A 22,612-nucleotide genomic window follows, 5' to 3' on the forward strand; every position below is an offset into this window, starting at 1 on the left:
GGGCCGTCGCCGCTGGCCGCCAGGGCCCCCCATGTGGCCGTCGGTGTCCTCCGGCGGGCCGGTCCGGATTTCTACGGTTGCCCCCATTCGCGCACGCCGGCCCATCCACGGTCCGTGACAGGAAGAGGGTCCCCCATGAACGCATCCGTCGGAGCGACGGCTCCGCCCCGGTCCGTGAGCGGCGGCTCGCTCGCGGGAGCCCGTCGGGTCACGGCCACCGTGTTCGCCGCCCAGGGCGTGGCGGTGGCCGCCGTGTCCACCACCGTGCCTGCCGTGGCGAGCCGTCTGGGGCTGTCGTCCCTGGCGATGACCGCCCTCACGATCGCCCTGACCCTGGCTGCGGGCGCCGGCAGCTTCGCGGGACTGGCCGCCGTACGCCGCTCGGGTCCCGTCGCCGTCATGCGTGCGGCGGTGCTGACCGCGGCCGCGACCCTGCTGTCCGTGGCGTGGGCACCCGGCCCGGTCACCGCCTCGGCGGCCTACGTCCTCTTCGGGCTGGCGCTGGGCGTCATCGACGTGTCCGTCAACACCCGCGCGGCCACCGTCGAACGCCACTACGGGCGCAGCATCCTCTCCTCCTTCTACGCCGCATGGAGCGCCGCGGGCGTGGCTGCCGCGCTGCTGACGGCGGGCGCCTCCCGGCTGGGCTGGCCTGTCCAGTACGTCCTGACCGCGCACGCCGTACTCGTGGCCCTCCTGGCGCTGACCGTCCGGCCCCACGCCCTCGCGCCCGTGCCCTCCTCGGCCGGCGACCGACCGGCGCCGGACGACGAGATCCCGGGGCGGCGGGTGTGGGCGCGGCTCGTCCCCTTCGGTGTCGTTCTGCTCGTCGCCTACGTCGTCGACTCCGCGGTCTCGGCCTGGTCGACGGCCTACCTCCACCAGACGCTCGCCGCGTCCCTGGCCACCGCGCCCCTCGCGTACGCGGCCTACCAGGCGGGCACGGTGACCGGCCGGGCGGGCGCCGACCTCATGGTGCGCCGGGTCGGGCCGGTGGCGGTGGTCCGCGTCGCGGCCCTGCTCACCGCCATCGCCCTGGCCGGCCTGGCGGTGGCCCCGAGCTGGCCGTACGCGGTCGTCGCGGCATGCTGCGCGGGCCTCGGAGTCGCCGCCCTGATCCCGTTGTGCGTCGCCGCGGCCGGCCGGCTGCGCCCCGGTGCCCCCGAGACGGTGCTGGCCCGGCTCAACGTCTTCAACTACGTCGGCGTGCTCGTCGGAGCCGGCGCGAGCGGGGGTCTGGGGGCTACGGGCCACTTCCGCATGGCCTACGCGACAGCCGCTACCCTCGCCGTGGCCCTGGTGGCCACGGCGCACTTCTTCCGCCCGGGCTCGGCCCACGTCCTCCCCGTGTCCGTGGATGGTCGTAGGCCCTGACCGCGTTTTCCCGCCCGCCCGGCGGGGATCAAGCGGCTGCAGCGCACTGCTCTGCCGCGATCACGCGACCCGCACGACCACTGCTTCACCGACTGGCTCCACGGCCCCACCGCGCCGGCCCAGGACCCCTCGGCCCCCGGGGCGTCGTACGGGCCACGCGGAGGTCATCGGCCGCCGCGACCCGGCGGCCGGCGGAACGGGTTGGGCAGGGGGAGGTAGCGCGCCGCCGCGCCGTCCGCGCCCGTCCATCTGAGCAGCAGATTCGTCTTGCCGGGCAGCGTGGGCGAGTCGAGCAGGTCGGCGACCTCCGGTACGTGGCCGTGGCGCTCCAGCTCGCGTCGTACGGCGGGCCGGGGGTCGAGCGCCGGGTGGTGTTCGGTCAGGGCCGCCGCGATCTCCAGGAGGTTGTTGACGAAGAGGCAGTAGACCAGCCGTTCCCAGCCGGCCGCGCGCGTGACGTCCGGGAGGAGCTTCACCCCCTCGGCGTCGCGGTAGACCACCTGGACGGGGGTGCCCGAGGCGTCGCAGGCGACGACCGTGTTCTGCAGGTGGGCCTCCAGCACGACGCCGTGGCCGTGGAACGCGGCGAGGGCCGGGGGGACAACCGCCCTGAGATACGCCTCCCACCACGCCTCGGGGTCGGTGGTGCACGGGAGCGGGTTCCCCGGGAAGACCCCGGCGCTCTCGGTGAGGGCGGCGGCGAGCAAGGGGGTCGTGCCGGGGGGCACATGGCCGCCCAGGCCGTCCCGCACCAACACCGCCAGCTCCTCGAACGCGAAGGCGGCGGTGCGGTAGCCCCGGTCGCTCAGCCAGGCACCCGGCGACCCGGCGAAGGCCTCCGTGACCGCCCGGTCGGTGCGGCGCAGCCTGAGCAGGTCGTGCCGCCACAGCCGGCGGATGTCGTTGGTGATCCGCACATCGAGGCTGAACTTCAGGAAGAGGTCGGAGCGGGGACCGCTGACGGCCTCTGGTCCCGCCTCGAGTACCGCCTCGGGTACGGCCATGGGCACGTACACCGTGCGGATCGCCGCCGTCGGCCACGTCCGCCCTCGCGTCCGGCCCAGCCGTACGAGGCGGCCGTCCGCGAACGCCTCGCCCAACTCGTCGCCCACCAGGTCGAGTTGCCAGGGATGGGCCGGCAGGAGCCGATAGCCGGGCGGGGCCGTGCCCAGGGTGTCGAGGGCGGTGGTGTCGCCCTCCTCGACCACGGCGTCCTCACGGACGCCGAGGAGGACCAGCGGGAACCGGACATACGCCTCCGGGGCGTAGGGCAGCCAGGTGGCGGCCGGCCCGCCGCCGCGCGCCTTGGGCGCGGGATGGTACGGATGACCGGTGATCAGGGACTGTTCGGAGCGCCGGTACGGGTCCTCGGGCACCGGCGCGTGGGCGCGCCGGGTCAGGAGGGCGGCCACGGCCTCGCGGCTGTCCAGCATCTCGGCGGGCAGTTCGGAGTTGGCGAGGCCGGTGAGGGCACGCAGTTCCTCGGCGACGAGTTTGACGAGGTCGGTGTGGGTGAGAGCGTGCCAGCCGTCCTCCGTGCGCACCTCGGGATGGGTGGGGCGGCGGGTGCCGCGCACCCGCAGGAGGCGGCCGCTGCCCCTGAGGCGGTGCACCACGGTCACGCCCGACGACCCGGCCGGCTCTCCGTCCGGCCCTTCCTCCGGTCCTCCCCCCGGCTCCCCCTCCACCGCACCCGCCGGCTCCCCCGCCTCCCGCAGAAGGCAGTTGAGCAGGGGTGCGGCGGCGTGGGCGTCGGCGACGGCGCCGATGCTGTCGCGGGGCGGGGTGGCGTCCACGGGGTCCATTCGTTCCTTACGGTGCACTCGTGATCAGTATGTCTGCCCCTCACGCCTCGTCGCGAAGCGGCCATGAGGCGTCCGCCCGCGATGCCGTCATGCGTCGCGGAGGAGAGGGACGGGCAGTGGTCGTACGCCGACGTTCGAACCGACATCCCTGTCGCTACCCGTACCCGCCCGGCACCGCGCCCGCACTCGCCGCACCCGCACCCGCACCCGAGGAGCCCCTCCGTGGCCCGTCCCTCCGTGACCGACGCCGAAGCCGACGCCGAGGCCTCGCTCGGCGCCGAGTTGGGCACCGTACGCCCTGATCTGACGCTGCCGTACACGACCGCGCTGCCCGGCGCCCGGGCGGCCGTGCTGACCCGGCTGTGGCGCGGCCTCGTCCACGAACCGCTGCCCTGGGTGATGCGGCGGGAGACGGCCGGAGGGGACGGGGTCACGCTCCACCTCGCCGACGGCCGCCGGCTGCACGGCCCGGCCGTGGACCCGTACGGCACCGCGGCCCAGGTCGAACAGGTGTGGTTCGACGAGCGGCCGTACGACCGTCCGGCGCGGCTGATGAGCGCGCTCGCCGTTCCGCACAGTGCCGCCTTCGCCGCTGAACTCGACCACAGCGTGGCCTCGTTGGCCCTGTCGCGCGCCAACCGGGGTGCGCCGCCCGCCCCCTTGGCGAACTCGGCCCCGAGGGCGGGCTGGGAGTGGGAGCAGGCGATCGTCGACGGTCACCCCTTCCACCCCAACTGCCGTTCCCGGCCCGGTTTCTCGGCGGGCGACCAGCTTGCCTACGGGCCCGAGCACCGGCAGGTGGTACGGCTGGGGCTGGCGCCCGTCGACGACGCGCTGGTCGTCGGGGAGTGGCCGGACGCGCTGCGGGACGGCGGACGGGTGCTGGTCCCGGTGCATCCGTGGCAGGCGGCCCATGTCCTCAAGTGCCCCTTGGGGGAGGTGATCGAGGCCCATCCGCTGATGTCGCTGCGCACCCTCGCCCTCGCGGACGGCGGTCCGCACGTCAAGACCGCGCTCAGCGCCCGGCTGACCTCCTCCGTGCGGGACATCTCGGTCTACTCGATCGAGACCTCGGCGATCGTGTCGGACTTCATGGCCGAGGTCGCGGCCCGCACCGAAGGACTGCTGCACGTCACGCGCACGCTCGGCGCGGTCACCGCCGGTTCGCCGGATCTCGCGGCGGTGCTGCGCGAGTCACCGGACACGTACGCGGACACGGCGGCCGGTGAACGGATCCTGCCGGTGGCCGCCCTGGCGACGACCGAGCTGCCGCGGTCGCCGTCCTGGCTGGCGGACTTCACCCGTCTCGCGCTCACGGTCTCCCTCCGGCTGCTCGACGTGGGCGTGGCCCTGGAGGCGCACGGCCAGAACCTCCTGGTGGTCCTGTCCCCGTCGGGTGCCCCCCGCCGTCTCGTCTACCGCGACCTCGCGGACATCCGGGTCAGCCCGGCACGCCTCGCCCGGCACGGCATCGCGGCGCCCGCGATGACCGGCCGCATCGTCACGGACGACGAGAGGACCCTGCGCCGCAAGCTGTTCGGCGCCCTGATCACGGGCACGCTCGGCGCGACGGCCGGTTCGACGCCCGTCCTGCGCGAGGCGCTCGCAGCCGCCGTACGGGAGCTGCCGCGCACCGCGGATCTGGGCACGTTGCTGCAGGGCCCGGTACCGACGAAGGCGTTGACTCTGATGCGACTTTCGCCGGAGCGGCCCGGCGACATCTGGGCGGAGGTGCCGAGTCCGCTGCGGTGAACGGCCCGTCAACAGCGGGTCTCGTTTTGAAGCACGGCCCTCCGGATCAATAGGATCCGCCGATGATCACAAGACAACGGCTGGCAGCAGGGGTGTTCGCCCTGCTCGCCGCCCTGACGGCCGGGATCGCGGTCCCGACCACGGCCGTCGCCGACGAGACCACGGCCACCGCGCCCAAGGTCAACCTCCTGCTGGACGTCAGCGGTTCGATGCGGGCCCAGGACATCGACGGCGAGTCCCGCATGGCCGCGGCGAAGCAGGCGTTCAACGAGGTGCTGGACGCCACGCCCGAGGAGGTCCAGCTCGGCATCCGCACGCTGGGCGCCGACTACCCGGGCGACGACCGGAAGACGGGCTGCAAGGACACCGCGCAGCTCTACCCGGTGGGACCGCTGGACCGCACGGAGGCGAAGACGGCGGTGGCGACGCTCACGCCGACCGGCTGGACCCCGATCGGCCCCGCGCTGCTGAAGGCGGCCGACGACCTGGAGGGCGGCGAGGGCACCAAGCGGATCGTGCTGATCAGCGACGGCGAGGACACCTGTGCCCCGCTCGACCCGTGCGAGGTGGCCCGTGAGATCGCGGCGAAGGGCATCGGCCTGACCATCGACACGCTCGGCCTGGTCCCGAACGCCAAGCTGCGCGTCCAGCTCAGCTGCATCGCCGAGGCGACCGGCGGCACGTACACCTCGATCGAGCACCGTGACGAACTCACCGACCGGGTCAACCAGTTGGTCGACCGGGCCGCCGACCCCGTGGTCGTGCCGAAGGCCGTGGAGGGCGCCGAGCGTTGCGCGCAGGCGCCCACGCTGGCGTCCGGCCTCTACACGGACCGCCAGGAGTTCGGGCAGCAGCGCTGGTACCGCGTCGACCTGAAGCCGGGCCAGGAGCTGCGGGCCTCGGTGAGCGTCGCGGCGGACCGTGACGTCAACCCCGACTACGGGGTGCTGCTGCGCGCCGTGACCACGAAGAACCGTGAGATCGTACGCGGCGAGGCGGCCGGCACCGGCCGCACCGACGTCATCTCCACCGGTCTGCGCCATCCGAAGCCGGAGGCCGAGAACGCGGAGGACTCGGCGGACGAGGACGTCGCCGAGACCGTGTGCCTCCAGGTGACCCACTCCTACTCGCCGGCGAGCGGTGTCAAGACCACGCCCGGTCTGCCGCTGGAGATCACCGTCGATGTCGTGGACGGGCCCGACCAGGCCGCCGACGTGGCCTCCTTCGGCCTCGGCCGCGGCTGGTGGCTGCTCGGTGTGCTGGTGCTCGTCGGGTTCGTCGCGGGTGTGCTGTGGGGCTGGCTGTCACGCTGGCGGGTCGCGGTCTGGAGGACCAACTGATGCGGATCACACGTGTGTTGAGCGCGGCCCTGATGGTGCTGGGCCTGGCCGTCTCCCCGGCGGTAGCGGACTCCACGCCCTCGGCGAGCCCCTCGGACGGCGGTGACGCGCCCACCGAGGCGGGCACGTCCTTCCGTACGGCCGCGGAGTTCGAGCAGGGGCAGACCGCGACGGCCGACGCCTCGACCGGTGACTACCTGTACTGGTCGTTCCCGGCCGACGCGGGGCAACGGCCCACCGTGCGGGCGACCGTCGAGCTGCCCGAGGGGGCCGAGTCCTCCTCGACCTGGCAGATCGACGTGTACGACGGGCTGCGGCGCCGCCAGGCCTGCCAGTACGGCGCGCAGACCCGGACCGCCGGGGCGGGGGCGGGCTCCGTCGAGCTGTCCTGCACCCTGCGTACCGTTCGCGCGTGGTCGGAGGAGTGGGCCGACGACCCGCTGCCGGGCACGTACTACCTCCGGCTCACCACGACCCGGCTGGCCACGGCCGACCTGGGGCTGCCGGTCGGCGCCGAGGTCGAGGTCGACTCCCAGGACATCGGCGGGTCGGCGGCGGTCGACGGTTCGCTGGCCCAGCCACTGGTTCCGGGGATAGCGGTGACGTCCCGGCAGGAGGACGACGAGGACTCCTCGGCCGAGGCGGTCCTCTCCTCCCTCGAACCCGACGACGGGTGGGCCTCCGGCTGGTGGAGCGACCGCTGGGTGTGGACCGCGCTGGGGGCGGTGCTGGCCGCGCTGGCGGGGATCGGCGGGTACACGCTGACGCGGGGCACGGGACGGCCGACCCGGGTCCCGCCACCGGGAGCCTGACGGCACGTCGAAGGCCCGCCGAACCGTGCCGGTCCGGCGGGCCATTCGCCGGGCTGGGCCAGGAGGGGCCTCCGGGCACGCGCCGGCGGCGCCGGAGTGCGCGGGAGCCCTGCGGTCACTCCTCCGGCGTGTGGACGCCGAGGTCGTCGACGAGGCTTCCGCCGTCCGCGTCGAGGATTCCGCACAGGCGGTTGACCGGTGTGTACGAGGGCCTGGCGTCGGAGTCGACGCCGTCCTCGTCCTCGAAGTCGAAGAGGCGGTCGAACGGCAGGATGACGAACGGCGCCACGACCGGGTCGACCGTGACGGAGTCGGGGTGGTACTGCCACTGGGTGCCGCAGGTGCGGTTGTGGACCTCTCCCACGTACCAGGCGGCCGTCTGGAGGAAGTCGCTGCCGCGTGCCTCCCATGCCTGGTCGCTGCCCGCGTAGCGGGAGCGAACGAGTACCTCCAGGCGGTCGAGGGAGGTGGGGGTGAAGTCCCAGTCCCCTTCGTGCTGCCGGGCCCAAGCGGGGAACTCCTGCCGCCGGTCCCGGAGCCAGGTGTCCAGGACGGGATTGCTGGAGCGGATCCGGTCCAGTTCGGCCAGTTCCCGGTACTCCTCCTCGGTGATCTCCATACCGCCCGACCCTACCCGGCGACTGTGCGGATACCGCGAAGACGGGGCGTGGCAACCCCAAGCCGGTTGCATTCACAAAGAGTTGCGGTACAGACTGCCCGTCATTGGCGGTGTCATGTCACGGGGGCTCACACCGCCCTCACACGTCCCCCAAGCCCCCACAGGTAAGGGACAGAAGAGTTGAAATCCATACGTCAACGCGTGAGAGCGCGACTGGCCGCCGCTGTGGCGGTCGCCGCCGCGGCGACCCTCGCGCTCACCGGCCTGCCGAGCCTCACCTCCAACGCGGATGCCGCGCCGGGCAAGAAGCCGCCGAACCCGGGCATGCCGTGCCGGGACTACTTCGACCTGGCGGAGGACCTCCAGGCCGTCGTGGAGCTGCCCGAGGGGGACGCCTCGCGGGCCAAGTCGCAGTGGGACACGTACGAGTACGTGAACCCGGGCAAGCAGTACGACGGTCTCGGCGCACCGTCCGAGGACGACATCAAGCGGCTGCAGAAGGAGGCGAAGGTACCGCCGAAGTCCCGGCCTGTCGACCGGATCTGGTGGAGGTGGATCAAGGCCAGGGAGAAGAACCCGAACGCCTTCGGCGACTGGACCCACTGGCGCGACAACATCCAGATCAGGAACACCGGAAACGACCCGCGCGGCAAGGCGTTCGAGAAGAAGATCATCAGGGACCACGGGCTCGTCGGCGACGACTGGATCTGCCAGAAGGAGTTCGACTTCGTCGACCCCGACACCGGCGAGACCCACCGGCGCCAGTTGGACGCCTGGAACAAGCGCACCGGAAAGAGCCTGGAGATCAAGTCCAACGGGACCCCGGACACCAGGCAGAAGCCTGGCGACATCGCCTGGTCCAAGCAGAAGAACAGCCCGGTCACATCCCTGAAGTACGTCTTCGCCGAGCCGCAGGACAAAGCGGCCAGGGACCACCTGAACGAGCTGAAGAAGAACGCCCCGGGCAAGGTCACCGAGTACAACTACCGTTCTCGGAAGGTCGAGTTGGCCCCGGGCGGCGGTGTGCGGGACAAGACCACCACCTTGCAGCCCCCGGGTTCCAAGGGTGTCACGGGGGGCGGTGCGCAGGATCTGATCCGTGAGTCGCGCCCGAACCCGAAGGCCATGAAGGAGTTCCTGGACCGCAAGAACGCGGCCGACCCTCACCGGCTCCAGCCCAAGGGCCCCGGCGGGGTGGACTTCTCCACGCTGGAGCTGCGGTACATCGGCAAGCCGGTCAAGGGCAAGGGGGTCGACTACAGCTTCTCCGCGAAGGAGGTTCCGGAGGACACCGCCGGCTGGGGAGGCAAGGAGAAGTCGCAGCTCATCAATGACGCGTTCTTCACCTGGCTCGCCCTGACCCCGGAGAAGTTCTGGGTCAATCTCAACCCGGACCAGCCCGACAAGATCATGGACAGCGCGTTCGGGAAGACCGACGCCGGACGGGTCCTGCTGGAAGCGGATCTGGAACTGAAGAAGGACTTCGCCGATGCGATGAACCCGACCAAGCGCCCGGAGGCCGACCAGTACTGGAAGTCGCTGCCCCGCGACGCCGACGGTGTCCCCTGCTGGTTCCAGGTCCGCAACTGGATCGAGCCGGACACCGCGGTGGTCCGCGAGGAGAACGGCGGCATCCACATCCTGGACACACCGCTGAAGGTCCAGGCCCAGTACCTGAAGATCGACAACATGCCGGGCGACCCGTACTTGTGCGAGTTCGACGAGGCCGAGAAGAAGGCCACCGAGGACCGTATGAACCGGCTGATCATGCCCGAGGTCGAGAGGCGGGTGAACACCGACCCGCGCTACGCCGACCTGCGCCGCGTCTACACGGCCCGGGTGGCGGCGGAGTTCATCCGTCAGCAGGACGCCGCGTCACCCACCGACTACCACAAGGTCATCAACAGCGACGACGTGTCCGCGTGGCCGCTGCGCGGTGAGCACAAGGACTGGACGCGCGAGAGCGTCTACCAGGCGTATCTGAAGTCGCTGCGTGAGGGCGAGCAGCAGTGGGAGCACGACGCCGGCGGCGGTCCGTACACCATGAGTGTGGGCGGGGTGGACTTCTCCAAGCAGCCCAAGCGGAACATGAACAAGCTCAGTTTCGACACCGAGCACCGCTATCTGCCGCGTGAGACGAAAGCGTCGGTGCGCACGCTGGCGGACAACACCAAGGACGGTGACGCGAACCTGCTGCTCCTGGGCGGCAACACCGTCGCCTCCGATGTCTCCGGCGGCGACGACACTCCCGGCCCGGGACCGGATCCGACTCCGAAGCCGACGCCCACCGATGCGGACGATCCGACGGACAAGCCGTCCGACCCGGCGACGCCCCCGGCCGGCGGCGGCAACGGCGGCAAGGACGAACAGGACCCGACGGGCGACCTCGCCGACACCGGTACGGGCGCCCCGATGGGCCTGATCGGCGGACTCGCCGCGGCCCTGGCCGCCGTCGGTGGCGCACTGGTGTGGTGGAAGCGCCGCCGCACCGCCGACCAGGAGTAGACAGGACGTCAGGAGCGGCGCGAGGGTTCCCGCAACGGCTTTGGCCCCACCCGTCCAGCCACGGCTGGACGGGTGGGGCCAAAGCCGTCCAGCCGTTAACCGTCAGCCACGGAGCACACCGGCCGAGGGCGCCGTCCGCGCCCACCTCGACTCCCCCTGGCTCACCCCTCCCGCAACTCCTTCGCCAAGGCCCCGTCGCCCTCCATCTCGACCCGCCCCTGCCGTACGGCGTCCCGCAGGCTCAACTCCCCGCGGGCGAGCGCCCCGCAGGTCGCCACGTCGATCGACAGCCGGACGTCCGGCGACTCGGGCGCGGCCCCATCGCCGTAGACCTGCCCTTCCTCGGCTCCGACCCACACATGGAACAGCCCCTCCTCCAGCCCCACTTCCACGAGCCCGGCGGCACACCCGTCGAGCCCGCGCAGCAGCGGCAGGGCGAACCAGTGCGCACGTACGGCGTCTGTGGCCCGGCGCTCACCCAGCGCGGCCGCACCCCACTCCCCGAGCTCCTGCAGAACGGGCAGCAACTCGCGCCCCCGCCTGGTGAGTTCGTACACATACGCGGCACCCGGTGGGGGGAGCCGGCGCCGTGTCGTCAGTCCGTCCCGTTCCATGTCCTTCAGCCGGGAGGCGAGGACGTCGGTGCTGACTCCCGGGAGGTCCGCGTGGAGGTCGGTGTAGCGACGCGGCCCGGCCAGCAGTTCGCGCACGATCAGCAGGGTCCAACGGTCACCCACGACATCGAGGGCGCGGGCGGCGGAACAGTACTGGTCGTAGCTTCGGCGAGGTGGCATGCGACGCAGTCTAGACATGTCGTTGGACTTTCCAAGCTGGAACTTGGTAAAACCAAGCAACACACGAACCGGAGGGGCGAGCGCGCATGGAGTTCCGGCAGTCGAACAAACTCAGCGAGGTCTGCTACGAGATCCGCGGGCCGGTGATCGAGCACGCCGACGCACTGGAGAAGGCCGGGCACAGCGTGCTGCGCCTGAACACCGGCAACCCCGCGCTGTTCGGTTTCGAGGCACCGGAAGAGATCCTCCAGGACATGATCCGGATGCTGCCCCAGGCTCACGGCTACACCGACTCGCGCGGCGTCCTCTCCGCCCGCCGGGCCGTGGCGGGGCGCTACCAGACCCTGGGCCTGGAGGTGGGCGTCGACGACGTCTTCCTCGGCAACGGCATCTCCGAGCTGATCTCGATGGCCGTACAGGCGCTGGTCGAGGACGGCGACGAGATCCTGATTCCCGCCCCGGACTTCCCGCTGTGGACGGCCGTGACCACTCTCGCCGGAGGCAAGGCGGTCCACTACCTCTGCGACGAACAGGCCGACTGGTACCCCGACCTGGAGGACATGGCGTCGAAGATCACGGACCGTACCAAGGCCGTGGTCATCATCAACCCGAACAACCCCACTGGCGCGGTCTACCCCAAGGAGATCATCGAGGGCATCCTCGACCTCGCCCGCCGCCACGGCCTGATGGTCTTCGCCGACGAGATCTACGACCAGATCCTGTACGACGACGCCGTGCACCACTCGGTCGCGGCGCTCGCCCCCGACCTGGTCGTGCTGACCTTCTGCGGGTTGTCGAAGACGTACCGGGTGGCGGGCTTCCGCTCGGGCTGGCTGGTGGTGACCGGCCCGAAGCAGCACGCGAAGAGCTACCTGGAGGGCCTGACCATGCTGGCCTCCATGCGCCTGTGCGCCAACGCGCCCGCCCAGTACGCCATCCAGGCCGCGCTCGGCGGCCGGCAGTCCATCCACGACTTGACGGCCCCGGGCGGCCGGCTGTACGAACAGCGCACGGTGGCCTGGGAGAAGCTCAACGAGATCCCCGGTGTGTCCTGCGTGAAGCCGAAGGGCTCGCTGTACGCCTTCCCCCGCCTCGACCCCAAGGTGCACAAGATCCACGACGACGAGAAGTTCGTCCTCGACCTTCTCCTGCGCGAGAAGATCCAGGTCGTCCAGGGCACCGGCTTCAACTGGCCCACCCCCGACCACTTCCGCATCCTCACCCTCCCCCACGCCGAGGACCTGGACGCGGCGATCAGCCGGATCGGCCGGTTCCTGAGCGGGTACCGGCAGTAGGGGCCGAGGGCGGGGCGGTCTGGTCACACGCGTTGCCGACCGTCTTGTCGTCCCCCAGCCCCTGGTAGTAGGCCTCGCAGGTGGGCCGTTCACCGGGCGCGGCAGTCCTGGAGACCTTGAAGACAGCCACGGTGTGCCCCTCCGGTTTCTCGCGGCGCTCCCAGCTCAGGTCGATCTGCCCTCCGGCGCCCCGCCCCTCCGTCTTCAGCAGCTCCCCGTTGATGAACTCCGGCCGGAAGCCGGCCTTGGCCCCCGCCTTGTACAGGACGGTCGTGGCGTCGTACGCGAGGGCGATCGTCCCGTCCTCGAAGATCGGGTCGGTCACTTTCGGAAGCTTCCTGACCTCCAGTACCTCCGCCAGGTGGTCAGGCAGGGGCGAGGAGCCGAAGGTGTGGGCCGGCGCCGCCAGCGACGCGTAGTAGAGCGTCACGCCCTCGGGCATGTGCTCCCGGCCCTCCATGGCGATCGACTTGGTCACGTCGTCACCGGTGAGCAGTGCCAGCGGGCCGACGTCGCAGTTCGCGTTGTTCACCGCGTCGACCAGTCTGCCCAGATTCTCCGCCCGGTCGGTGAAGTACAGCGCCCTGACGTTCTTCCACTCGCACAGCTTCTCCCTCACCTCGTCCCACTCGCTGTAGCGCACCACACGGGGCGTCAGTTCCGCGGTCTCACCGAGTGCCTCCTTGGCGGCCCAGGCCTGCTGTCGGCTGTAGATGTCCTGTTCCGTACGGGACGGCGTGAGAATCACGGCCTCCCCCTTCTCCACATCCACCCGGCCTGCCTCGATCGCCTCCCGGAAGGCGCGGGCCTGTTCCTGGTTGGTGGCCGCGAGACTGACGAAGTTCTTCTCCTCCCGCGCCAGGCGGTCGTCTGAATTCTGGGGGCCACGACGTTCAGGCCCTCCTCGGCGAGACGCCGCACCGAGGAGTGCGTGTCCTCGTTGTCACGGCTGAAGCCCACCACCCCAAGCACCTGGCGCGGATGCTCACGCGCGTGCTCGATGATGTGGTCGACCGCCTTCGCCTGCTCCCCCATGAGGTGACCGCCGTTGGCCACCTCCACGACGACCTTGGGTTCTGTGCCGTCCTCGCTGGCGTTGAGGTACTTCTGCCTGGCGTGGACACCGGCCAACTCCCGGAGTCCGTTGAGCGCGGTCTTCGGGTCCTTCTTATGCGTCAGCTCACCCGCGTAGTACAGGATCACGTGCCGCTCGTCCCGTACCGCGTCGTTCTCGTTCTTGATGCTTCTCATCAGGCGCGCCACGTCGAACTGGGCGGCTCCCGCGCCCGTGCCGGGACGCCCGTACTTCCTGCCGTTCAGCCGCACACCACCGTTCGGATCGAACAGCACGGTGCCGTCCGAGATGCCGATGCACTGGCTCCCGACCTTTTCGGTGTCCTGGTCGAACAGGTGCAAGGACTCGGGATGGCAGCTCCTCGGCTGTGCGGCGGCGACCACGCCCCCGGCCGTCAGCACGCTCACGGCGACGCTCCCCGCCAGCAGGCGCGGAGCTCCACGCACCCAGTTCGGCGGACCGAGCGGAGACGCGTCGTGCGCCTCCGTGCCGCTCGGGGTGAGCAGGGTGTCGGGCAGGCGGATGGGCAGCACCCACGGCAGACTCGCGGCGGCGCTGGGCGACTGGCCGACTCTCAGGTGGTCGTGGACCCACGCCCGGTACAGCGCGGAGGGATCCGGTGTACCGGCCGGGTCGGTGAGCGGCGACGCCACCGCCGTACGGATGTGCAGGTCGGCCTCGTCCTGACGGGTGAGGCCGGCGACGACGAACAGCGGGTCGAGCCCGCTGCGACGGCTGCGTACGTCGCTGATGACCCTGAGGAGGACGACCCCGCCGTTCTCACGGGTGGCCCTGGGGATGAACACCATCGGTGGCAGCACATGCCGGCGCATGCGCAGCACCGGTCGGGGCCGGAAGTTGTGGCGCAGGTCGTCCAGGAAGGCCAGGGTGCGCAGTTCGAGATAGAACTGGCGAGCCCGCTCCCGTTCCGGCCCCTCGGGCCCGCCGACGGCCAGTTGGTAGACGTGGGCGACCTCGTTCACGCGGTTCGCCCGGGTGGCCCGGGACCGGCGCGGGCGCCAGATCGACCAGACCGGCGCGAAGTCGCCGACGACGGCCAGGAACGTCGTGGTCACCAGCCAGCGGCCGGCCGGTCCGTGCCAGGGCAGCAGCCCCTCGTGTTGCCGCGACCAGGCTCCGCCCACGACCGCCAGCACCACGGTGACCAGCACGAAAGGCATGAGTTCCGGGCTTTCGGCCGCCAGCGCACCGAGCGCCGCGACGACGGCGGCCCCGGCGAGGTGGAGCGGGCTCATCGCCGTCCGCAGCGCCTGCCGCGCCCAGCCGCCCGTGTCAGCGCCCACCTGCCGTGGCCGCCAGCGCATCCGCTCCAGCCGGACCAGGACGCTGTCCTCGTCGTCGGCCGCCACCGCCTGCTCGACGGCCTCCAGCAGCGCCGAGCGGGGGAAGCCGTAGGTGGCGGCATGCGGTCGGCGTGTGCTGTCCCACGGCTTTCCGGCCAGGTCACGCAGGACGGCCAGCCCTCGCTGGAAGTCGTCCCCGTCCTGGTCCGTCCTGACCACCCGGCACCGCAGCCCTCGCCGCAGGTGCATCGCGCGGAGGAACTCCACGCCCTTGCGTACGGCCGCGTCCGCCTCCGACGCGTCCTGGTCCGTCACCGCGCGGAGGGCCAGCAGGGGCATGGGTGTCCGTAACGGGTGATAGGTGGTGATCAGCTCCGTGCACAGTCTCATCACCCGGTCCGTGGCGCTGTTCGGCGCGTAGTCCGTCTCGCCCGTGCGCTGTCCCCACGCCGCCACATGGCCTCCCGAGGTCCACTCGTGTTCCCGGTGGTCGTTCGTTCTCGAAGGTAGGACGCTCCGGCAACGACGCCCCCGGGACCCCGGCGGCTTCACCCGCACGAGTGCTCAGGCGAGGGTGACCTCGCACCACACCGTCCTGGTGTACGGGTCTCCCCATGTCGTTCCCCAGTGCCCGGCCGGCGCCTCGCCGATGAGCAGGCCCCGCCCGGACTCCGCGTCGGGCGCCGGTGAGGGAAGGGAGCCGGGTCCGGCCGGGCGGCGGTCGGGGCGCGCGTCCGTCACCTCGATGCGGAGCGTGGCGTCCGGGCCGAAGAGCGTCAGCCGGAGGCGGAAGTCCCGGCCCCTCTCCCGGCCGTGGAGCGCGGCGTTCGCGGGAGTTCGGCGGCGAGCAGCGCGGCGGTGTCGTTCGCCTCCGAGTCGTGCGGCCACCCCCACATGTCTCGAGGTCGCGAACGCCCCGGGCACCGTCCACGTACGGGACTCGAAGAACAGGCGTGGCCCTCGTCTCGCATTCGGTCCGGACCAGTGGTCGGCCTTCGTCGCCCATGCCGCCGCCGGTCACTGACCCGCCGACCACCCCCGCCCCACACCCCGTCGAGCACGGGGCGCGAGACGTCGGCGTACCCGGGGTCGGGGCGTCGGCGTACCCCGGAGGTGGGTAGCCCTTCCTCATGACGGATCGCCCGCTGCTCCTCCTCGACGTCGACGGCCCCCTGAACCCGTTCGGCGCCCGCCTGTGGCGTCCTCGCGGCTATGTGACCCACCGGGTGCGCCCGGCCTACTGGTCGTCCCGGCAGAAACCGGGCTCCCGGCGGCTCCGCCGGGGCCTGCGGATCCGGCTCAATCCGGTGCACGGCGAGCGACTGCTCGCGCTGCCCTACGAGTTGGCGTGGGCGACGACCTGGATGCACGAGGCCAACGAGATGATCGGCCCGGTGATCGGGCTGCCCCGCGACCTGCCGGTCATCGAGTTCGCCGGCCTCTTCGCCGAGGACCCGGACGGGCTGTACTGGAAGACCCGGCAGGTTCTCCGGTGGGCGGCGGGACGGCCGTTCGTCTGGGTCGACGACATGATCACCGACCTCGATGTCCGGCATGTGGCCGAGCACCACGACACCGCCGCGCTGCTGCTGCGGATCGATCCGCGCCGGGGGCTGCGGGAGGCGGAGTTCACGGAGTTGGAGCGGTGGGCCCGTGCCCTGTGAGGCGCGGAACGCCGTCGGGCGCCACGGACTCGTAGCCTGGGGGCATGGGTGATCTTCTTCTTGTGCGGCACGGTGAGACCGAGTGGTCGGTGTCCGGGCAGCACACCAGCTGGACCGACATCTCACTGACGGACCACGGCCGCGAGCAGGCACGCGGCCTCGCCCCGCTGCTCGGCTCGCACCGCGTCGGAACCGTGTTCGTGAGCCCGCTCAAGCGCGCTCGGGAGACCGCCGACCTGGCCGGACTCAGTGGAGCGCGCATCGACGCCGACCTCGTCGAATGGGACTACGGCGGGTACGAGGGCGTCACCACCGTCGAGATCCACCGCACGCGCCCGGACTGGTTCCTGTTCACGGACGGCGTGGCGCCGGGGCCGCCGGAGCACCCCGGGGAGAGCCCGGAAGAGGTCGGTGCCCGTGCCGACCGCATACTGGCCAAGGCCCACGCGGCGCTGGCGAACACGGAGGGCAGCGTGGTGCTCGTGGCCCACGGTCACTTCCTGCGCGTGCTCACCGCCCGCTATCTCGGGCTGCCCGCCTCCGGCGGCGCGCTGTTCCAGCTGGCCACGGGCACGGTCTGCCGGCTCGGCACGGAGCACGGGCGTCCGGTCCTCGCGGGATGGAATGTCAGACCCCCCTCGTAGTCTTCGTGTCCGTAGGCGTGACCCATGGCCGGTTCGGGTGAGGGAGGGTGCCGTGACACGACCGCCGACCGCCGCCCAGCGGCGCATCATCGACGCCGCCGAGCCCGTGACCGGGCGGCTGACGGGTACGGAGCACCAGCTCGCGGCCCTGGTGAAGCGGGGCCTGGCCTTCCGGCATCCGCGCCCGCCGCACGACCACTTCCTCACACCGGCCGGGCATCGCATACGGGAGACGGCGCCGGCACCGCTCCCGGAGACGGCCCCCCGGGAGCAAGCCCGGACGGACACCCCTCCCGCCGGTACCGGCGTCTTCGCCGCGCGGGTCGGCGGCGAGGAGGCCGCCGCCACCGGACCGGCTCGGGCCCGTGAGGTCCACAGCGCCTGGCAGGGGCTTCTGGAGCTGCGCCGGATGACCAACACCGGCGGCGCCACGGACCGCCCCTGCGGCTGGGAGCGCACGCATCTGGTGCAGGCCGCCGCACTGGCACTGGAGGCCGCGGGCCACCGGCCCGCCGGAGCGGACCCGGCGGGCGGGGGTTACCGCGTGCGGGCCACGCCCCAGCCCGAGGCCGTCGCCGTACGGGAGCCCGACGCGGAGGCGCTGCGGGCCTGCGGGGCGACGCTGGAAGAGGCGGGCTGGCACGCGGGCGAGCACACGGATCCACGGACGCGCGAGCGCTATCTGCTGGCTTCGCCGAGGCGCGTCTAGCGGATCGCCCATCGGGTCGGGTCGGGCAGGTCCCGTCGGGTCGGGTCGGGTCTGAGCAAGCGCTCAGTAAGCTGGTGAGCGTTCCGTTCGCCTCAGATAGGGGGAGTCATGGCCGAGCCCTTTTCCGTTCCGGTGACCGTGCGCGGGTACGAGACCGATGTGCAGGGGCACCTGAACCAGAGCGTGTACCTCCAGTACGGCGAACACGCGCGGTGGTCGCTGCTGCAGGCCGCCGGGATACGTCAGGCCGACCTGCTGGCGAAGGGAGTCGGCCCCGTGGCGCTGGAGACGACGGTCCGTTACCGGCGCGAGCTGCTGGCCGGTGACGAGGTCGAGGTGACGTGCGCGTTCGTGTGGGGCGAGGGAAGGACGTTCCGCGTCGAGCAGACCGTACGCAGGACGGACGGCACGGTGGCCGCCGAGATCACCGGTGTCGGCGGGCTGATGGACCTGAGGATCCGCAAGCTGGTGGCCGACCCCCGGGAGTACTTCCGGGCCCTGGCGACGGACCCCACCCTGTTCGGGCTGTAGGCACGCCGACGGACCACGCGCCGCCCGGGGCTCGGCAGGGCTACGGGTCCTGGCGTCGCCGACCGGGCTCGACGCGGGGACGGGTCCCGGCGTCGTGGAGCGAGGGCTCGCGCTCACGGCCCACGACACCGGGGACTCACGACCGGTGGCCGCTCAGCCCAGCGGGTTCAGCAGCTCCGGATCGTTCTCGAAGGCGAAGAGCAGCAGGTCCGCCATGGTGAACCTGCCCTTCCGGTGGGAGGGGAGGCTCGGGCGCCAGCCCGGGTGCTTCACGATCGACCTCCGGCTGCCCTCCATCGCCCGGTGGAAGACCTCCGCGACGAGGGTGCCCCCGACCCCGGTGAGGCTGCCGGGGCGCGCTTCGTTCACCTCGGCCTCGCGCAGCACGTAGAACCACAGCGGGGTGTGCTCCACGAGCTGGGTGCGCTCGGCGTCGGTGAAGCCGTCCAGCACGGCTCCGCCGCTGCCGCGCAGGATCTGGTCCTCCGTCAGGGGCTTGAACCCCATCTGGGCGGCCAGTTGCGGCCCGGTGGCCAGCTCGACCATCGAGGCCCGCACCAGGTTGCGGAACGCGAGGTTGCGCTGGATCGGCGGCGGGGCAGGGCGGCCCCGGCCGTCGAAGGTGCCGGTGGGCAGCGTGGACAGGGGGTCGACGAGCAGAGTGTCCAGCCGCTTGGCCACGTTGAACTCGCGCTCCGGCACGACCAGGTCCTCCCGGCCGATCTCGCCGAAGTCGAACAGCCGGCGGAAGTCGACGATCCAGTTGCTCGGCAGCCGCAGGTTCTCCCCCGAGTCCGGGTCGTCGAGGTCGCTCAGGTCGTCCGGTCCCGGGGTGAGGTTGCCCGCCGTCCCGCTGAAGCGGAACAGCAGTCCGAGCGAGGCGATCGGACCGGGGCCACCCGCACGGAACACGCTGTTCCACTGGTAGGCCCCGCGCACCATGCTGTGCCCGAGGCGGTAGGCCGCCACCGAGAACTCGATGGGCATCGTCGGGAAGTCGCCGGGGCGGACGTACCCGGGGCGCTCGAAGTGCCTGCGTCCCCGGGTGAAGACCCGCTCGACGATGTCCGGGTCGACGATGCGCGGCAGGAAGTCGGTGCGCAGCACCCACTGGTAGTGCTTCACGACGAGGTCCCGGGCCGCCTGGAACAGCCGGTGCTCGGGCACTCCGCGCTCGGCGAGGTGGTCGACGACCCGGTTGTGGAAGCGGATGAAGGCCAGGTGGAGCTGGCCGACCGCGAGGTTCTCGTCGTTGCGCGCGTCCGGGATGAGCGGGGCGCGCTGGTCGGCCCGGGTGCCGCCGGCCGCCTCGCCGGCCCTCGGCAGGTCGAAGCCCTCGCGGTCGATGTTGGACGTCGACTCGGGCGGGAAGTCCACCCCGAGCGTCGTGCCCACTCGCAGACGGCCACCGGGCTCGTAGAAACGGGCGCTGCCCGCATGGCGCGGGCCCATGCCGTAGAGCGAGTCCAGGTCGAGGGCGGGGCTGCGCCCCTGCACCAGGTCCTCGACCGGGACCGGTTCGCCCAGGCCCACCTGGGTGCGGTCCAGGGTCAGGTCGTGGTCGACGAACTGACCGAGATATGTGAACCCCGCCGGGACCGACGCGCCGGGCTCCCCCGAGTCCGGGTCGGCGCCGCCGGTGCCCGTGGTCATGGCCACGGCCAGCTTGCCGAGCAGTTCCTCGTCGAGCTGGACCCCCTTCTCGCCGAACCGGGAGAAGCGGAAGGCCATCTGCTGCTCGGTCGCGCTCGGCACGCGCGCGACCGCCGCCCCCTTCTCGAACTCCAGGATCCGACCCTCGTTGACGACGTAGTAGGTCTCGCGATGGTGTCGGTGCACCATGTGTGTCCCCGTTCTGTCCCCCGGCTCCGCGAACGGTCACAACCGGACTTACCGGTTCTCCCCGTCGGTACCGGCCCCCACCGGACGCGAAGCGATCATTCGGATAAATCCCTGTTTCCCGACAACGCGTCGGCCGCGAGGAGCGGTTCCCGAACCGGGAAATCTACTCATATTGGCGTAGGAAGCAGCCGTTCACGTCGGGTTCTCCCCCGTGTGGCCGCGTGTCCGCGCACAAGTGGGGTGTCGGCGGGTATTCCTCCCACGGCGTACCCCCCACCGCACCCCCGGAGACACCATGCCGCTCGCCCGCCGTGCCCTGCTCACCGCGTTCGCCGCCGGTTCCGCCGCCGCCTGCACCACGGCCCGCGCGATCCCCTCGGACGACGCGCCCCGCACCGACAAGGCACAGCGCACGGCCTCGGTGGCGACCAGAAGGCTGCTGCCGGACCACTGGCGGCAGATCACCTTCCTGGAGGGCAGGGAGAAGGACACCTTCCGCGTCTCGGGCAGCACGGGCCGCATCACCGTCGCCGGTGACACCCCGGCCACACAACTCACCGGTCTCAACTGGTACTTGAAACACGTCGCGTACGCCGACATCAACTGGGCGGGCGAGCAGACGGACCTCCTGCCGCGTGAGCTGCCGGGCCTCGACCAGGCGGTGAGCCGCCGGGCGAACGTAGTCCACCGCTTCGCCCTCAACGACACCAACGACGGATACACGGGCGCGTACCTGGACTGGGGGTACTGGGAGCGCGAGCTGGACGTGCTGGCGCTGCACGGCTACAACGAGGTCCTCGTCTACGCGGGCGCGGACGCGCTGTACCACCGGGTGTTCCAGGAGTTCGGGTACGGCGAGGAGGAGCTGCGGGCGTGGGTGCCGGGCCCGGCCCACCAGCCGTGGTGGCTGCTGCAGAACCTGTCCGCCTTCCCCTCCCCCGTCTCCCGGCAAATCCTGGACGCGCGGGCCGTCCTCGGCCGCCGGATCGCCGACCGGGCCCGGGAGCTGGGGATGACACCGGTGTTCCCCGGCTACTTCGGGACGGTCCCGGCGGGCTTCGCGGAGCGGGTCCCGGGGGCACGGACCGTGCCGCAGGGCGAGTGGATGGGCTTCGCGCGCCCCGACTGGCTGGACCCGCGCGGGGCCGAGTTCGCCACGGTCGCTGCCGCCTTCTACCGGGTGCAGGACGAGATGTTCGGTCCGTCGACGCTGTACAAGATGGACCTGCTGCACGAGGGCGGCGACCCGGGTGACGTCCCCGTGGCCGACGCGGCGAAGGGCGTCGAGCGCGCGCTCCAGCGGGCGCATCCGGGGGCCACCTGGGTGATCCTCGGCTGGCAGCACAACCCGCCGCGGGCGATCGTCGACGCCGTCGACAAGGAGCGCATGCTCGTCGTCGACGGCCTCTCCGACCGCTTCCCCACGGTCACCGACCGCGAGGCCGACTGGGGCGACACCCCGTACGCCTTCGGTTCCATCTGGAACTTCGGCGGGCACACCGCGCTCGGCGCCAACACCCCCGACTGGGCCGCGCTGTACGAGAAGTGGCGCACGAAGGACGGCAGCAGGCTCCGGGGGATCGCCCTGATGCCGGAGGCGGCGGACAACAACCCGGCCGCCTTCACCCTGTTCTCGGAACTCGCCTGGCGAGAGGGCGAGTTGGACCTGAAGACCTGGTTCGCCGAGTGGGCGCACGCCCGGTACGGCGCCCTCGATCCGCATGCCGGGGCCGCCTGGGACATCCTGCGCCGCACCGCGTACGGCACCACCCGCGCCGACTCCTGGAGCGAGGGCGCCGACGGCCTGTTCGGTGCCAGGCCGGCCCTGAACGCCGTACGGGCCGGACGCTGGTCCCCGAAGCAACTCCGTTACAGCGCGGCCGAGTTCGAGCCCGCCCTGGACGAACTGCTGCGGGTGCGGCCCGAGTTGCGGGTCTCGGCGGCGTATCGCCGCGACCTCCTCGACGTGGCCCGCCAGGCTCTCGCCAACCGCAGCCGGGTGATGCTGCCGCAGATCAAGGCGGCCTACGACGCGGGGGACACCGCGCTCTTCGCGAGGTCGAGCGCGGACTGGCTGTCGCTCATCGATCTGCTGGACGAGCTGGTGGCCACCGACTCCCGTCATCTGCTGGGCCGTTGGGTCGCTCAGGCCCGCTCCTGGGGCGCGGACGCCGCCGAGCGGGACCAGCTGGCGTACGACAACCTGTCGCTGCTGACCGTGTGGGGGACCCGGAAGGGAGCGGACGCGGGGCTGCGGGACTACGCCAACCGGGAGTGGGCGGGACTGGTCGGTGGGCTGTACCGGTTGCGCTGGTCGACCTACTTCGCGGAGCTGAGGGCCGCGCTGGCCGCGGGCCGGACACCGGCGAAGATCGACTGGTTCGCCCTGGAGGACCGCTGGGCGCGGAACCCGGGGACGCTCGCGACCGAGCCGGCCGGCGACACGTACACGGTCGCGACCCGGGTCCGGGACCGGCTCGCGGCACTCGCCTGACGGACCCCGCCGGCGCGTGCGGCCCACCCGGGACGGCCCGCCCGGGACACCGT

17 protein-coding genes and 2 pseudogenes are annotated in these 22,612 nt (G+C 71.9%); 12 read left to right on the forward strand and 7 right to left on the reverse strand.

Annotated features, from left to right (window positions below):
• The first annotated feature begins 135 nt into the window (after nucleotides 1-135).
• Nucleotides 136-1,374 (forward strand): MFS transporter, encoded by a 1,239-nt coding sequence (locus tag ACZ9QC_RS07695; RefSeq protein WP_472919446.1) that lies wholly within the window; start codon nucleotides 136-138, stop codon nucleotides 1,372-1,374.
• A 164-nt stretch (nucleotides 1,375-1,538) separates the two neighbouring features.
• Here ACZ9QC_RS07695 and ACZ9QC_RS07700 read toward each other — a convergent pair whose 3' ends face one another.
• A complete protein-coding gene (locus tag ACZ9QC_RS07700; RefSeq protein ID WP_472919447.1) occupies nucleotides 1,539-3,179 on the reverse strand; it encodes an IucA/IucC family protein in 1,641 nt (546 codons plus the stop codon).
• 222 nt (nucleotides 3,180-3,401) lie between these two features.
• Here ACZ9QC_RS07700 and ACZ9QC_RS07705 point away from each other — a divergent pair, with 222 nt between their 5' ends.
• The 3 genes from ACZ9QC_RS07705 to ACZ9QC_RS07715 all read left to right on the forward strand — a co-directional run bounded on the left by ACZ9QC_RS07705 (nucleotide 3,402) and on the right by ACZ9QC_RS07715 (nucleotide 7,083).
• A complete protein-coding gene (locus ACZ9QC_RS07705) occupies nucleotides 3,402-4,931 on the forward strand; it encodes an IucA/IucC family protein (protein WP_472919448.1) in 1,530 nt (509 codons plus the stop codon).
• Between the two features lie 62 nt (nucleotides 4,932-4,993).
• Complete coding sequence (locus tag ACZ9QC_RS07710) at nucleotides 4,994-6,271, forward strand: VWA domain-containing protein (RefSeq protein ID WP_472919449.1); 1,278 nt, start codon at nucleotides 4,994-4,996, stop codon at nucleotides 6,269-6,271.
• Nucleotides 6,271-7,083: a hypothetical protein gene (locus tag ACZ9QC_RS07715; protein ID WP_472919450.1), complete on the forward strand. Its 813-nt coding sequence runs from the start codon at nucleotides 6,271-6,273 to the stop codon at nucleotides 7,081-7,083. The genes ACZ9QC_RS07710 and ACZ9QC_RS07715 overlap by 1 nt, the downstream gene beginning before the upstream one ends.
• A gap of 115 nt (nucleotides 7,084-7,198) precedes the next feature.
• On the opposite strand, the gene ACZ9QC_RS07720 is transcribed toward ACZ9QC_RS07715, so the two are convergent.
• The gene (locus tag ACZ9QC_RS07720; RefSeq protein WP_472919451.1) at nucleotides 7,199-7,702 is read right to left on the reverse strand and encodes a hypothetical protein; all 504 of its coding nucleotides are present in this window, start codon (nucleotides 7,700-7,702) and stop codon (nucleotides 7,199-7,201) included.
• Between the two features lie 201 nt (nucleotides 7,703-7,903).
• On the opposite strand from ACZ9QC_RS07720, the gene ACZ9QC_RS07725 reads away from it, so the two are divergent.
• A complete protein-coding gene (locus tag ACZ9QC_RS07725) occupies nucleotides 7,904-10,207 on the forward strand; it encodes an LPXTG cell wall anchor domain-containing protein (RefSeq protein WP_472919452.1) in 2,304 nt (767 codons plus the stop codon).
• A 161-nt stretch (nucleotides 10,208-10,368) separates the two neighbouring features.
• On the opposite strand, the gene ACZ9QC_RS07730 is transcribed toward ACZ9QC_RS07725, so the two are convergent.
• Nucleotides 10,369-11,001: a winged helix-turn-helix transcriptional regulator gene (locus ACZ9QC_RS07730; RefSeq protein WP_472919453.1), complete on the reverse strand. Its 633-nt coding sequence runs from the start codon at nucleotides 10,999-11,001 to the stop codon at nucleotides 10,369-10,371.
• A gap of 86 nt (nucleotides 11,002-11,087) precedes the next feature.
• Here ACZ9QC_RS07730 and ACZ9QC_RS07735 point away from each other — a divergent pair, with 86 nt between their 5' ends.
• Complete coding sequence (locus tag ACZ9QC_RS07735; protein WP_472919454.1) at nucleotides 11,088-12,296, forward strand: pyridoxal phosphate-dependent aminotransferase; 1,209 nt, start codon at nucleotides 11,088-11,090, stop codon at nucleotides 12,294-12,296.
• On the opposite strand, the gene ACZ9QC_RS07740 is transcribed toward ACZ9QC_RS07735, so the two are convergent.
• The 3 genes and pseudogenes from ACZ9QC_RS07740 to ACZ9QC_RS07750 all read right to left on the reverse strand — a co-directional run.
• Nucleotides 12,256-13,044: a hypothetical protein gene (locus ACZ9QC_RS07740; protein WP_472919455.1), complete on the reverse strand. Its 789-nt coding sequence runs from the start codon at nucleotides 13,042-13,044 to the stop codon at nucleotides 12,256-12,258. The genes ACZ9QC_RS07735 and ACZ9QC_RS07740 overlap by 41 nt on opposite strands.
• A complete protein-coding gene (locus ACZ9QC_RS07745) occupies nucleotides 13,041-15,131 on the reverse strand; it encodes a hypothetical protein (RefSeq protein WP_472919456.1) in 2,091 nt (696 codons plus the stop codon). Before ACZ9QC_RS07745 ends, ACZ9QC_RS07740 begins: the two co-directional genes overlap by 4 nt.
• Before the next feature lie 108 nt (nucleotides 15,132-15,239).
• A pseudogene (locus ACZ9QC_RS07750) lies at nucleotides 15,240-15,568 on the reverse strand (ATP-binding protein); the annotation flags it as partial.
• Nucleotides 15,569-15,606: 38 nt separating this feature from the next.
• Between ACZ9QC_RS07750 and ACZ9QC_RS07755 the strand changes: the two are divergent.
• The 5 genes and pseudogenes from ACZ9QC_RS07755 to ACZ9QC_RS07775 all read left to right on the forward strand — a co-directional run.
• Nucleotides 15,607-15,699: pseudogene (locus ACZ9QC_RS07755) on the forward strand (DUF397 domain-containing protein); the annotation flags it as partial.
• 106 nt (nucleotides 15,700-15,805) lie between these two features.
• Nucleotides 15,806-16,339: an HAD domain-containing protein gene (locus ACZ9QC_RS07760; protein WP_472919457.1), complete on the forward strand. Its 534-nt coding sequence runs from the start codon at nucleotides 15,806-15,808 to the stop codon at nucleotides 16,337-16,339.
• Nucleotides 16,340-16,383: 44 nt separating this feature from the next.
• A complete protein-coding gene (locus tag ACZ9QC_RS07765) occupies nucleotides 16,384-16,983 on the forward strand; it encodes a histidine phosphatase family protein (protein ID WP_472919458.1) in 600 nt (199 codons plus the stop codon).
• A gap of 52 nt (nucleotides 16,984-17,035) precedes the next feature.
• On the forward strand, nucleotides 17,036-17,692 hold the full coding sequence (locus ACZ9QC_RS07770; RefSeq protein ID WP_472919459.1) for a hypothetical protein: 657 nt from the start codon (nucleotides 17,036-17,038) through the stop codon (nucleotides 17,690-17,692).
• 108 nt (nucleotides 17,693-17,800) lie between these two features.
• Nucleotides 17,801-18,223: an acyl-CoA thioesterase gene (locus ACZ9QC_RS07775; protein ID WP_472919460.1), complete on the forward strand. Its 423-nt coding sequence runs from the start codon at nucleotides 17,801-17,803 to the stop codon at nucleotides 18,221-18,223.
• Nucleotides 18,224-18,376: 153 nt separating this feature from the next.
• On the opposite strand, the gene ACZ9QC_RS07780 is transcribed toward ACZ9QC_RS07775, so the two are convergent.
• Nucleotides 18,377-20,065 carry a peroxidase family protein gene (locus tag ACZ9QC_RS07780; RefSeq protein ID WP_472919461.1) on the reverse strand — a complete coding sequence of 563 codons (1,689 nt, stop codon included), beginning with the start codon at nucleotides 20,063-20,065 and terminating at the stop codon, nucleotides 18,377-18,379.
• 295 nt (nucleotides 20,066-20,360) lie between these two features.
• Here ACZ9QC_RS07780 and ACZ9QC_RS07785 point away from each other — a divergent pair, with 295 nt between their 5' ends.
• The gene (locus tag ACZ9QC_RS07785; RefSeq protein ID WP_472919462.1) at nucleotides 20,361-22,559 is read left to right on the forward strand and encodes an alpha-N-acetylglucosaminidase; all 2,199 of its coding nucleotides are present in this window, start codon (nucleotides 20,361-20,363) and stop codon (nucleotides 22,557-22,559) included.
• Nucleotides 22,560-22,612: the final 53 nt, after the last annotated feature.

The organism is Streptomyces sp. HUAS MS02 (assembly GCF_055702265.1).

Bases quoted from the DNA above. Each gene is read 5' to 3' on its own strand.
- ACZ9QC_RS07695 (WP_472919446.1), top strand. From the start codon at position 136: ATGAACGCATCCGTCGGAGCGACGGCTCCGCCCCGGTCCGTGAGCGGC.
- ACZ9QC_RS07700 (WP_472919447.1), bottom strand. From the start codon at position 3,179: ATGGACCCCGTGGACGCCACCCCGCCCCGCGACAGCATCGGCGCCGTC.
- ACZ9QC_RS07710 (WP_472919449.1), top strand. From the start codon at position 4,994: ATGATCACAAGACAACGGCTGGCAGCAGGGGTGTTCGCCCTGCTCGCC.
- ACZ9QC_RS07715 (WP_472919450.1), top strand. From the start codon at position 6,271: ATGCGGATCACACGTGTGTTGAGCGCGGCCCTGATGGTGCTGGGCCTG.
- ACZ9QC_RS07720 (WP_472919451.1), bottom strand. From the start codon at position 7,702: ATGGAGATCACCGAGGAGGAGTACCGGGAACTGGCCGAACTGGACCGG.
- ACZ9QC_RS07730 (WP_472919453.1), bottom strand. From the start codon at position 11,001: ATGCCACCTCGCCGAAGCTACGACCAGTACTGTTCCGCCGCCCGCGCC.
- ACZ9QC_RS07735 (WP_472919454.1), top strand. From the start codon at position 11,088: ATGGAGTTCCGGCAGTCGAACAAACTCAGCGAGGTCTGCTACGAGATC.
- ACZ9QC_RS07760 (WP_472919457.1), top strand. From the start codon at position 15,806: ATGACGGATCGCCCGCTGCTCCTCCTCGACGTCGACGGCCCCCTGAAC.
- ACZ9QC_RS07765 (WP_472919458.1), top strand. From the start codon at position 16,384: ATGGGTGATCTTCTTCTTGTGCGGCACGGTGAGACCGAGTGGTCGGTG.
- ACZ9QC_RS07775 (WP_472919460.1), top strand. From the start codon at position 17,801: ATGGCCGAGCCCTTTTCCGTTCCGGTGACCGTGCGCGGGTACGAGACC.
- ACZ9QC_RS07780 (WP_472919461.1), bottom strand. From the start codon at position 20,065: ATGGTGCACCGACACCATCGCGAGACCTACTACGTCGTCAACGAGGGT.
- ACZ9QC_RS07785 (WP_472919462.1), top strand. From the start codon at position 20,361: ATGCCGCTCGCCCGCCGTGCCCTGCTCACCGCGTTCGCCGCCGGTTCC.